At 64.6% G+C, this 11,271-nt stretch carries 13 protein-coding genes; 5 read left to right on the forward strand and 8 right to left on the reverse strand.

Annotated features, from left to right (window positions below; all coding sequences use genetic code 11):
• The first annotated feature begins 156 nt into the window (after window positions 1-156).
• Entirely contained in the window at window positions 157-882 is a 726-nt protein-coding gene (locus tag ACFPQ5_RS20085; RefSeq protein ID WP_379759947.1) for a GAF domain-containing protein, read from the forward strand.
• Here the strand turns inward: ACFPQ5_RS20085 and ACFPQ5_RS20090 are convergent.
• From ACFPQ5_RS20090 to ACFPQ5_RS20100, 3 genes are read right to left on the reverse strand one after another with little or no spacing between them, the layout of a single operon-like run.
• Window positions 869-1,267, reverse strand: coding sequence for an ANTAR domain-containing response regulator (locus ACFPQ5_RS20090; RefSeq protein ID WP_379759949.1), 399 nt, complete (start codon window positions 1,265-1,267; stop codon window positions 869-871). The two genes, ACFPQ5_RS20085 and ACFPQ5_RS20090, sit on opposite strands and share 14 nt — an antisense overlap.
• 9 nt (window positions 1,268-1,276) lie before the next feature.
• Window positions 1,277-2,053, reverse strand: a complete 777-nt coding sequence (locus tag ACFPQ5_RS20095; RefSeq protein ID WP_379759951.1) for a 5'-3' exonuclease — start codon at window positions 2,051-2,053, stop codon at window positions 1,277-1,279.
• 5 nt (window positions 2,054-2,058) lie between these two features.
• Window positions 2,059-2,730, reverse strand: a complete 672-nt coding sequence (locus ACFPQ5_RS20100; RefSeq protein WP_379759953.1) for a glutathione S-transferase family protein — start codon at window positions 2,728-2,730, stop codon at window positions 2,059-2,061.
• A gap of 174 nt (window positions 2,731-2,904) precedes the next feature.
• Between ACFPQ5_RS20100 and ACFPQ5_RS20105 the strand changes: the two genes are divergently transcribed.
• Together ACFPQ5_RS20105 and ACFPQ5_RS20110 are read left to right on the forward strand one after the other, a co-directional pair.
• Window positions 2,905-4,482, forward strand: coding sequence for a methyl-accepting chemotaxis protein (locus ACFPQ5_RS20105; RefSeq protein ID WP_379759955.1), 1,578 nt, complete (start codon window positions 2,905-2,907; stop codon window positions 4,480-4,482).
• 48 nt (window positions 4,483-4,530) lie between these two features.
• On the forward strand, window positions 4,531-5,367 hold the full coding sequence (locus ACFPQ5_RS20110) for a DUF72 domain-containing protein (protein WP_379759957.1): 837 nt from the start codon (window positions 4,531-4,533) through the stop codon (window positions 5,365-5,367).
• 45 nt (window positions 5,368-5,412) lie between these two features.
• Here ACFPQ5_RS20110 and ACFPQ5_RS20115 read toward each other — a convergent pair whose 3' ends face one another.
• From ACFPQ5_RS20115 to ACFPQ5_RS20130, 4 genes are all read right to left on the reverse strand, one after another.
• Complete coding sequence (locus ACFPQ5_RS20115; RefSeq protein WP_379759959.1) at window positions 5,413-5,952, reverse strand: REP-associated tyrosine transposase; 540 nt, start codon at window positions 5,950-5,952, stop codon at window positions 5,413-5,415.
• Window positions 5,953-6,065: 113 nt separating this feature from the next.
• Complete coding sequence (locus ACFPQ5_RS20120) at window positions 6,066-6,326, reverse strand: DUF6587 family protein (RefSeq protein WP_379759961.1); 261 nt, start codon at window positions 6,324-6,326, stop codon at window positions 6,066-6,068.
• 1 nt (window position 6,327) lies between these two features.
• A complete protein-coding gene (feoB, locus tag ACFPQ5_RS20125) occupies window positions 6,328-8,205 on the reverse strand; it encodes a ferrous iron transporter B (protein ID WP_379759963.1) in 1,878 nt (625 codons plus the stop codon).
• Window positions 8,206-8,208: 3 nt separating this feature from the next.
• Entirely contained in the window at window positions 8,209-8,466 is a 258-nt protein-coding gene (locus tag ACFPQ5_RS20130) for a FeoA family protein (protein ID WP_136221979.1), read from the reverse strand.
• Window positions 8,467-8,677: 211 nt separating this feature from the next.
• Here ACFPQ5_RS20130 and ACFPQ5_RS20135 point away from each other — a divergent pair, with 211 nt between their 5' ends.
• Both ACFPQ5_RS20135 and bfr read left to right on the forward strand, forming a co-directional pair.
• The gene (locus ACFPQ5_RS20135; protein ID WP_192055798.1) at window positions 8,678-8,890 is read left to right on the forward strand and encodes a (2Fe-2S)-binding protein; all 213 of its coding nucleotides are present in this window, start codon (window positions 8,678-8,680) and stop codon (window positions 8,888-8,890) included.
• Window positions 8,891-8,984: 94 nt separating this feature from the next.
• Entirely contained in the window at window positions 8,985-9,455 is a 471-nt protein-coding gene (bfr, locus tag ACFPQ5_RS20140) for a bacterioferritin (protein WP_379759966.1), read from the forward strand.
• A 95-nt stretch (window positions 9,456-9,550) separates the two neighbouring features.
• Here the strand turns inward: bfr and ACFPQ5_RS20145 are convergent, their stop codons facing one another.
• Entirely contained in the window at window positions 9,551-11,197 is a 1,647-nt protein-coding gene (locus ACFPQ5_RS20145) for a CehA/McbA family metallohydrolase (RefSeq protein WP_379759969.1), read from the reverse strand.
• Window positions 11,198-11,271 lie beyond the last annotated feature (74 nt).

The following is an 11,271-nucleotide window of genomic DNA, read 5'->3' on the forward strand; positions in this document are numbered from 1 at the left end:
TTTCTACGAGTCAACAGAAATGTTCTGAATTGACGCGTAAATACGGTGCTTTGTGGATGAAACGGAAATGAACCGGATACACCATCATCAATTTCGGCATTTTATCCGTTCCTGAAGTAGAATGCTCAACAGTTAGTGCACAGTGGAATTAATACCATGCTTTTATCCCGCCCTGATGACGGGGACGATCCGGTTCTGACCACGCGCCAGGTGGCGCGCATGCTGGGCATCGCCGTCAGCACGGCCCAGCAATGGATCGAAAACGGCGCCATCCCGGCCTGGAAGACGCCGGGCGGCCACCGGCGCGTGCGCCTGAGCGACGTCAGCGCCCTGCTGCGCGAGCGGACCGGCCTGGAGCCGCTGGCGGGCAGCCCCGACCCCAGGGATTTTTTGCCGGATGCGGACAACGCGCAGCCGCAGCAGGAGTACGCGCGCCTGAACGCCCTGCGCGCGAGCGGCCTGCTCGACAGCGAGGCGGAAGCCGTGTTCGACCGCCTGACCTGGCTCGCCACCCAGGTCACCGGGTGCCCGATCGCGCTGCTGTCGCTGGTGACGGCGCGCCGCCAGTGGTTCAAGTCGCGCGCCGGCACGCAGCTGGCGCAGACGCCGCGCGAGGATGCCTTCTGCAGCCACACGATCGCCGGCAGCGGCCCGCTGGTGGTGCCCGACGCGCTGCAGGACGCGCGCTTTCGCGATAACCCGATGGTGCTTGGCGCGCCGCAGATCCGTTTTTATGCCGGCTTTCCGCTGGTCGACGGCAAAGGCTTCCGGCTCGGCACCCTGTGCGTGATGGACCACGAGCCGCGCCGCCTGCGCGCACGCGAGATGCGCGCGCTGGAAGAACTGAGCGCGATCGCGGCCGAGGAAATCAGGCGCCGCTAGCGCCGCCGGCCTGCTGCTTGCGCACCACCGCGATCACGGTATTGCGGATGGTCTTCAGTACGGCATCGGCCTTGAACGGCTTGACGATAAAGCCGTGCACGCCGCGCGCCAGCGCGCCTTCGATGGTCGGCGCATCGAGCGTGCCCGAGACCATGAAGATCAGCGTCTTCGGCAGATTCGCGCGCAGCTGCTCGACGACATTGCTGCCGTCCTCGACCTGTTCGCGCGCGATGCACATGATCTGCGGACGGAACTTCGCCGCCTGCACCAGCGCATTGTGGCCGGTGTGGGCCTGGGCCACGACCTCGTAGCCGCCGTCCGTCAGCACGGTATTCAGCAAACCGCGCGAGATCGCGTTCGAATCGACAATGACTGCTTTCAGCATCTGGTTCTTTCAGTGTGAGTCGTAGGCGAGCATGTTCCAGCTCACCCCGAGGCGCACGTCGGTCTTCAGCTCGACCAGCTGGCGCGACAGGTACAGGATGTCGCGCTCGGCGCGCAGCCGTTCGCCCAGCGGCGTTTTGAGGATGCCGGCGCCGGCCATCACGGCATCCAGGCTGCCGTAAGCGTTGAGCAGGCGCGCCGCCGTCTTCATGCCGATCTTCGAGACGCCCGGCACGCCGTCGGTGGCGTCGCCCATCAGCGCCAGCAGGTCGTGCAGCAGCTCGGGCGCTACGCCGAATTTATTGCGCACCCAGGCGTCATCATGCCACTCGTTCTTGAAATGGTCCCACACCAGGGCCCCGTGCGCGATCAGGACGTGCAGATCCTTGTCGGTGGTGGCGACGATCGCCTCTCCCCGGTTTTCAAGCAGCCAGCGCATCACGCAGGTGGCGACGACGTCGTCCGCTTCGACCTCGGGCAGCATCGCCACCGGCACCCCGGCCGTTTTCAGGCGTTCCTGGAATTCCGGCAGCGCCTCCCGCAGCACCGACGGCATCGGCGCGCGGTGTTCGCGGTAGCGCGGATACAGCGCGTGCCGCCAGGTCTGGCCGCCGTAGTCGAAGGCGGCCAGCACGTGCGTGGGCGCGTGCGTCTCGAGCAGGTTGCGGAACGACGAAAAAGCGTGGCGCAGCGCGATGCTGGCCTTCAGGTCGGAGTCGGGCTCCGGGCTGGCTTCGTAGACCCGGCGCACGATGTTCAGTCCGTCGATCGCGAGCAGCTTGGCCATGCGTTTTACCTTGCGTAGTCGTACTTGCCGCCGCGTTCGAGGGCGCGTGCGTAGGCGGGGCGGGCGTGGATGCGCTGCAGGAAGCTGGTCAGGCGTGGATATTGGGCGCCCAGTCCCGCACGCGACGCGGCCGCCTCCAGCGGAAAACTCATCTGGATGTCGGCCGCCGTGAATTCGTTCCCGGCGAACCACTCGCGCGTGGCCAGCTCCGATTCCAGGTAGGCCAGCTGGTTGTTGATGTTCGGGTTGACCAGCGTGTCCTTTACTTTACGCGCGATGGTGCGCGCGATCGGCTTCGCGAAGAAGGGCATCGGGCCGTTCTCGATGCGGTCGAACACGAGCTTCATCAAGAGCGGCGACATGGCCGAGCCTTCGGCGAAGTGCAGGAAGAAGCTGTACTTGAGCTTTTCCGGCGTGCCGGCGGCTGGCACGAAGCGCCCTTCTCCGTAGCGCTCGACCAGGTACTCGACGATCGCACCCGACTCGGCCACGACCAGCTCGCCATCCGTGATCACCGGCGATTTACCCAGCGGGTGCACGGCCTTCAGTTCCGGCGGCGCCAGCATGGTCTTCGGGTCGCGCTGGTACTTCCTGATCTCGTAGGGCAGGCCCAGCTCTTCGAGCAGCCACAGGATGCGCTGCGAGCGCGAATTGTTCAGGTGATGGACGGTGATCATGGGCGCAGGTCGGGAGGGAAAGAGCGTTAGCTTAGCACTGTTGCGTGCTTACAAAAAGGCATCCTCAATTCCGACGAAAAATGTTTTTTTTGAGCAATATGTGTTTTACAATCGCCAACCTTTGTTGAACATCCCTCAAATCCGACATTTAGCCAGCAGCCTGCCCTCACCCTCATGAAAACGCTTTTTCGCCTGAACATCGCCCAGAAACTTGGCCTGCTGACCATCAGTACCGGCCTCGGCATGGCCATCGTCGCCGCCTGTTTCCTGGTCTCCGAACGCACCCTGATCCTCGAAGAGCGCGGGAATGGCGTACGCCAGGCGGTCGAGGTGGCGACCGGCATCGTCGAGCGCCATCGCCAGCAAGCGGAGGCAGGCGCGGTGCCCGTGGCGGCGGCGCAGGCGGCGGCACTGGACGAACTGAAGGCCCTGCGCTATAGCGGCGCCGAGTACTTCTGGGTCAACGACATGGGTCCGCGCATGCTGATGCATCCATTGAAACCTGAACTGGACGGCAAGGACGTCGGCGCGATCGCCGATCCGAACGGGCTGCGTCTGTTCTCGGTCGCCGTCGAGGTGGTGCGCAAGGACGGCGCCGGCTTCATCTCCTACATGTGGCCCAAGCCGGGCCAGGACGCGCCGGTGCCGAAGGTCTCCTACGTCAAAGGCGTGGCGGGCTGGAACTGGGTGATCGGTTCGGGCGTCTACATGGACACGGTCGGCGCCATCTTCTGGCCGCGCGTGCTGTGGTTCTCGGGCGCGACGGTCGTCCTCTCCAGCGTGCTGATGCTGTTCGGGCTGTCGCTCTCGCGCAGTATCGCGAAACCGCTGGCGCGCGCGGTGACGGTGGCGCGCACGGTGGCCGCGGGCGACCTGACGGCACGGATCGAAGTGCGCGGCAACGACGAGACGGCGCAGCTGCTGCACGCCCTGCGCGACATGAACGCCAGTCTCGGCAAGATCGTCGGCGAAGTCGACGTCGGCATCCATGCGATCGCCAGCGCCTCGAACCAGATCGCCGCCGGCAACCACGACCTGTCGAACCGCACCGAGCAGCAGGCCAGCTCGCTCGAGGAGACCGCCTCGACGATGGAAGAGCTGACCGGCGCCGTGCGCCAGAACGCCCAGCACGCGCGCCACGCGACGCGCCTGGCGGCATCGGCGGCCGACGTGGCCGTGCGCGGCGGCGAAGTGGTGCAGCAGGTGGTGCAGACCATGGAGTCGATCAACGACTCGTCGCGCAAGATCGTCGACATCATCGGCGTCATCGACGGCATCGCCTTCCAGACGAATATCCTCGCGTTGAACGCGGCGGTCGAGGCGGCGCGCGCGGGCGAACAGGGCCGCGGCTTCGCGGTCGTCGCCGGAGAAGTGCGCACGCTGGCGCAGCGCTCCGCTGCTGCGGCGAAAGAAATCAAGGCACTCATCGACGACTCCGTGACCCGGGTCGACGCCGGCAGCGCGCTGGTGCGCAATGCGGGCACGACGATGGACGACATCGTCAGCAGCGTGCGCCAGGTGAACGGCATCATCGGCGAGATTTCGGCCGCCAGCGAAGAGCAGGAAACCGGCATCGCCCAGGTCAACGGCGCGATCGCGGCGATGGACGGCGTCACCCAGAAGAATGCGGCCCTGGTCGAGGAAGCGGCAGCCGCGGCCGAATCGATGCGCCAGCAGGCCGAGCGCCTGGCCGAGGTGGTGGGCGTGTTCAAGGTCGCGGCCTCGAACGAGACGCGCCTGCTCGCGGCCTGAGTTCGGCAACGCACCGAGGCGCCCTGCCCTGCCCTCTATGATGGGCTGATGGGCAAGATCCACATCGGCATCTCCGGCTGGCGCTACCTTCCCTGGCGCGGCAAGTTCTATCCTCCCGGGCTGGCGCAGGCGCGCGAGCTCGACTACGCCGCGCGCCAGCTGCCGACGATCGAGATCAACGGCTCGTTTTATTCCCTGCAGCGCCCCGCAAGCTACGCCGCCTGGTACGCGGCCACGCCGCCCGGCTTCCTGTTCGCGGTGAAGGGCAACCGTTTTATTACCCACATGCTCAAGCTGAACGACATCGACGGCCCGCTGGCCAACGTGCTGGCCTCGGGCGTGTTCGAACTGCGCGAGAAGCTCGGGCCCTTCCTGTGGCAGTTCCCGCCGATGGTGCGTTTTGATGAGGCACGCTTCGAGCATTTTTTCAGCCTCCTGCCGCAGGACACCGACGCCGCGCTGGCCCTGGCGCGCCAGTACCAGCCGCGCATGGAAGGGAAAGTGTCGCTGGCAGTGGACGCAAAGCGCCCGATGCGCCACGCCGTCGAGGTTCGCCACGAGAGTTTTCGCGACGCGCGTTTCATTGACCTGCTGCGCAAGTACAACGTGGCCTTGGTCGTCGCCGACACCGCCGGCAAATTTCCATACATGGACGACGTGACCGCCGATTTCGTCTACATCCGCCTGCACGGCGACAAGGAGCTATACGCCAGCGGTTACGACGACGAAGCGATCGAACGCTGGGCCGAACGCATTCGTGGCTGGAGCAAGCAAGGGGATGTGTACTGCTACTTCGATAACGATATTAAAGTGCATGCCCCATATGATGCGCAGCGACTGATGGCGGCACTGGGTATCGAAACGCCTGATTCGTCGAACACGTAGGGTGGACTCCCGAGTCCACGCGTTACCGCTGCGTACCACCACCGTTCATTCCAACCACACCTCCGCAATCTCCGGTGTTCCTGCCCAATCTGGGGAATACACGCCATCACGCACATACCGGTGAAACGTCGAATACGGCCACTCGCCCACCCGCAGCACCTGCCCATGCTTGACCGGATTGAAATGAATGTAATCGACATGCTTCTCCATATCGAACGCATCGCGAATCTGGTGCTCCCAAAACCGCTGCTGCCAGATCGTCGATTCCCTGCGCTGCCTGGAGGCGCGTGTCAGCAGGCCCGGATCGTGCAGCCGGTCCCTGCAAGCGCTGGTCACGTAGCGTTTGATTTCGGCCCAGCGCATCGAGTAATCCTGATCGCCTTCGGGCAGCGTCCAGATGCAGTGCATGTGGTCCGGCATCAGCACCCAGGCGTCGATGACGAACGGCCGGGTGAGGCGCACGGTATGGATGGCGTCACGCAAGGCAGTACGCAGGATCGGCGTGCAAAAGATGGTGCGGCGCCGGTAGGCGACGAGCGTGAAGAAATAGGTGGAGCCAGTGAATTGGCGGCGATAGCGAGGCATGGTGCGGCATCGTATTTCGAAGCCGCGCAAGGACGGATGTTTTACGTCAATCGGATGTGGAAGAAGCGACGAGGTTCGTCAGCGATGTAGACGCGTGGAGTCGGGACTCCACCCTACTTTTTGTGGAGCTTGATGACGCGGTGCTTGCTGCCTTCTGGCGCACTTGGTTCTTCCGGCGTCTCGCAGGTATTACAGGTCTTGCACCCGCCCCCGCAGCTGTCCGCCGTGTCCAGCCAGCGCACAAGTTTGGAGTCCTGGCCGCCGCGCGAGAGGCGGTTGACGATGCGGATGCGCCAGGCGGCCGGCAGGTACTTGGCGCCGACGTAGACGGCGGCGACAAGCACAACTACCGCGACCACCAGTTCCTGCCACATCTCAGCCGCCGCCCAGCGCCAGGGCGACGCGGTAGGTGATGAAGGAGGCGGCGTAGGCCAGCGCGAACATGTAGCCGGCCATCATCCACGCGTACTTGGCGCTGCCCGTTTCGCGGCGCACCACCGATAACGTCGACAGGCACTGCGGCGCATACACGTACCAGGCCAGCAGCGACAGCGCGGTCGCCATCGACCAGGATCCGGCGATCAGCGGGCCGAGCGTGTTCGCCACTTCGTCGCCGGAGCCGGCCAATGCGTACACGGTGCCGAGCGCGCCGACCGCCACTTCGCGCGCGGCCATGCCGGGCACGAGGGCGATGCAGATCTGCCAGCCGAAGCCGATCGGTTCGAAGATCACGGACAGGGCGCGCCCCAGCATGCCGGCCACGCTGTAGTAGATCGGCGGCTGCGTGGCGCCTTCCGGCGCGCCCGGAAAACTCGACAGGAACCAGACCAGCACCATCAGGGTGAGGATGATGGTACCGACCCGCATCAGGAAGATCTTGGCGCGTTCCCACAGGCCCAGGGCCAGCGTCGGCAGGTGCGGCCAGTGATAGGCCGGCAGTTCCAGCATCAGCGGATGCTGGCCGCTGCCGCTGCGGCGCTTCATGTACCAGGCCACCAGCATCGCGCTGACGATGCCGAGCGCGTACAGCACGAACAGCACCAGGCCCTGCAAATTGAAGATGCCGACTTCGCGGTCGGGGATGAAAGCCGCGATGATCAGCGCGTATACCGGCAGGCGCGCCGAGCAGGTCATCAGCGGCGCGATCATGATTGTCACCAGGCGGTCGCGCGGGTTCTGGATCGTGCGCGCGGCCATCACACCGGGGATCGCGCAGGCGAAGGAGGACAGCAGCGGAATGAAGGCGCGGCCGGATAAACCCACGCCGCCCATCATGCGATCCAGCAGAAAAGCCGCCCGCGGCAGGTAACCGACATCCTCGAGGATCAGGATGAAGAAGAACAGGATCAGAATCTGCGGCAGGAACACGAGCACGCCGCCGACGCCGGCGATGATGCCGTCCACGATCAGGCTGCGCAGCGGACCTTCGCTCATCGCGCCGCCGATCTGCTGGCCGATGCCTTCGACGGTGCTGGTGATGAAGTCCATCGGCGCTTCGGCCCAGCTGAACACGGCCTGGAAGATCACGAACATCAGCGCGGCCAGCAGGATCGGCCCCAGCGCCGGATGCAGGATCACGTGGTCGATTTTTTCCGACAGGTTGCCCTTGTCGTGCGCGTAGCTGGTGGTCGCATCGAGGATGCGGCGCACTTCGCGCTGGGTCTGTTCGACCGGCACGGCGTCGATCGCGGACAGCGGCTGCGGCGCGGCGGGTTCGAGCGGCATGCGGTCGAGCGCGTCCAGCAGCGCCTGTTCGCCGCCGGCCTGGATCGCGACCGTCTCGACCACCGGCATACCCAGTTCCTGCGACAGTTTCGCCGTATCGATCTCGATGCCGCGCTTCTTTGCCACATCGACCATGTTGAGGGCGAGGATCATCGGCAGGCCGAGGCGCTGGATTTCCAGCACGAGGCGCAAATTCAGGCGCAGGTTTGTGGCGTTGACGACACAGACGACGGCGTCCGGCGCCGATTCGCCCGCGCGCAGGCCGGCCACGACGTCGCGCGTGATCGCTTCATCGGGGGTTTGGGCGGACAGGCTGTAGGCGCCCGGCAGGTCGAGCACGCGCAGGGCGCGGCCGGAAGGAGACGTAAAACTGCCTTCCTTGCGTTCGATGGTGACGCCGGCGTAGTTCGCGACCTTCTGGCGCGCGCCGGTGAGGCGGTTGAACAGCGCGGTCTTGCCGCAGTTGGGATTGCCGAGTAAAGCGATCAGGGGCGAGCGCGCCGCCACCTGTTGTTCCATGACGCCCATCGATTATTCCGGCTGGATCGAGACAAGTGCAGCCTCGAATTTACGCAGGGCGAAGGTCGATTCGCCTACTTTCACGGCCACCGGGCCGCCCGGCAGGCCGCGCTTGAGCATGCGGATGCGTTCGCCCGGCACGAAGCCCAGTTCCATCAGTCGGCGCGCCACGTCCTGGCCTCCCAGTGCGTGTGGCGCGAGGTGGATCACGGTCGCACTCTGCCCGGCCTTGAGGGCGTCGAGTGTGGTCAAAGTGGGGACGAGAGTCATGGCGGCGTTCCGATTATGGCGCTGATCTGTAGCGCTGATGAGACAGATACTAGCATCATAAACCTAAATGCGAATTATTTCTATTTGCAGCTTTGATCACACGACAAAACCGCTTGCGTTCCTCAAAAACTTTCCGCAGAATAGAACACGAATGAGAACGATTCTCATTATTCGAGTGACAACTCGGCCGACAACTTCAGGGACCGCTGCAATGATCGTCTGTGTCTGCAACAACATCTCCGACCGTGAAATCCGCCAGGCGGTCGACCTCGGCATCACCTCCATCGCCGCCCTGCGCGCCGAGCTGGGCCTGGGCACCGACTGCGGCAAATGCATCAGCTATGCCCGCGAAGTGCTGCACGAAGCACTCGACAGCAAGACCGTTGTTACCGAACTGAGTTTCCGCGCCACGCAGACGGCGTAAGCACGCCCTCCTCCACGCCGCCGGTTTTCCGGCGCGCGCGTTTGCCCTTCTTGCTATGATTGTGGCAACGCACAACCACAACAAGGCAAACACCATGAAGGGCGATCCCAACGTCATCCGGCTGCTCAACGCGCAGCTGACCAACGAGCTCACCGCCGTCAACCAGTACTTCCTGCACGCGCGGATGTACCGCCACTGGGGCTTCTTCAAGCTCGGCAAGAAGGAATACGACGAATCGATCGGCGAAATGAAGCATGCCGACAAGCTGATCGACCGCATCCTGATGCTCGACGGCCTGCCCAACCTGCAGGCGCTGCACAAGCTCCTGATCGGCGAGAACACCGAAGAGATGCTGGCCGCCGATTTAAAACTCGAGCGCACCGCGCAGCTGACCGTCAAGGAAGGCATCGCCGCTTGCGAAGCGGCCGCCGACTACGTCTCGCGTGACCTGCTGCTGTTGATCCTCGAAGACACCGAAGAGCACATCGAGTGGCTCGAGACTCAGCTCGATCTGATCGTCAAGGTCGGCATTCAGAATTACCTGCAGAGCCAGATGGTCGAATAAGGATTCGGCTGACGTTAGCGTAGGGTGGGCGCCCCGTGCCCACCGAAGGATACTCAGAGATAGCGTAAAAGCTCGGTGGGCACGGAGCGCCCACCCTACAACTGCTCGATCCACACTGGCGCCGACCACAGGATGTTGCCGTCGGCCTGCGTCACCTTCGCATAATAAAAATGCGCGCCCTTCGCGGGCGTGAAGTTCGCCGTCGCCGTGTCGGCCAGCTGCGTCACGGTCCCGTTCCGTCCCGGCACCCCTTCCATGATCGCCACCGAGGCCACCTGCTTGCCCGCCGTGCTGGCGAAGTGCGCGACCAGGTTCAAGGGGCCGCTATTCGTAAAACGCTCGCCCATCATGCGGCCGTTCGCGGTCAGCACCAGTTGCGAGCCCTTGTCCATGGTCGCGAACACACGCCGCGCTTTTAAGGCCTCGACGAAGCTGTCGCGGTTCAGGGGCCTGCCTTCCGGGATCAGCACGCCGGTGCGGTTCGTATAAGCCGTGCCCCAGTTGGCGCAGTGGTTGTCCTGGTTGGTGCTGAAGGCCACGTGATAGCCCGCTTCCAGCACCTTGTTGCAGGCCGCCTCGAAGTTGCTGCGGCGGGTCTCCCCTTCCCTGTCGTTGACGGAAAACGCGGTGCTGTTGACCACTTCGCACAGTGCCATGGCCGCATCGCCGTCCGCCGTGTAGCCGAAAGCGGCGCCGTTGACCACGAACTGGCCGCTCTGCGACGGGTGATTGAACTGGCCGACCCAGCCGCGCTCGCGCATCAGCGTGTAGAGGGAAGCGTAATCGTTGCGCGGCGTGGAGAGATCGGCCAGCAGCTCGCCCTTGCCGTTCTTTTCCCAACCCAGCAGCTGGTCGCTATTGAAAATGTTGACGTGGCCGCCCTTGTTGATGACGCCCCACTCCATGCCGTAGACGGCGAGGAAGTCCGGGTGCGCGGCGTTGAAGCTGGCCGCGGTGTCCAGTCCCTGGCGGTACAGCCCTTTGGCGCGCGCCGGGTCGGCATTCGTTTCGGTGCCATCGGAACCGTCGTACATGTGGTTGTGTTCGGAGGCGACGAGGATGTCGAGGCCATGGTCGCGGGCATAGGCGAAAGCGGCGTCGGGACCGTACCTGGCCGCGAGGGGATCCTGGGCGCCCTTGCAATCAGTGAGCTCGGCGCCGCCGTCGCTGTGGTTCGTCTGGCTGTGCAGGTTGCCGAAATAGACGGTGTAGGGAAGCGCGCCGGTGGCAGGCGCGGCGCCGGGGGAGCGCACGGCGCCGACCGGCAGAGGCGCGAAGGGCGGCAGCACGGGCGTGCGCGGCGGCCCGATCTCGATCTGCCAGCTTTGTTCGTGCACGTCGGCGGAAGGGACGCCCGCCTGCACAGCGCGGCTGGCGGCGCGCAGGCGCACCTGGTAGAGGCCGGCGGCCAGCTTGCTTACGTCCTGGCCGGACCAGGCCACCGGCACCGAGACCGGCCCGCCTGCGAGCGGCGTGCTGCCCTGCCAACGGCGCACGACGCGCTTTGCCGGATCGATCAGTTCCAGCTGCCAGTCGACGAGCTGCGCCTGGCGCGCGTTCGGATAATCGAAGGAAAGCGTGAAGGTGCGCGCCTCGCCTTTCGCGGGATCGGGCGCGCGGTAAGGCGCGTGCAGGGTGGCTTCGAATTCGCTGTGTTCATCGATGGCCGCAAAGGCGCCGGGGGCGCAGCAGCACAGCAGGAACAGGGCGAGCCTGGAGGGGGTATGGGGGAAGGTTTTCATGATGCAATTGTTGCAATTGCATCATGAGTCGCCTTTGCGCCAGGCGGCGCATTAGTTGCTAATAATTATATATT

It is taken from the genome of Massilia suwonensis, assembly GCF_042655665.1.
Classification (GTDB): Bacteria; Pseudomonadota; Gammaproteobacteria; order Burkholderiales; family Burkholderiaceae_D; genus Telluria; species Telluria suwonensis.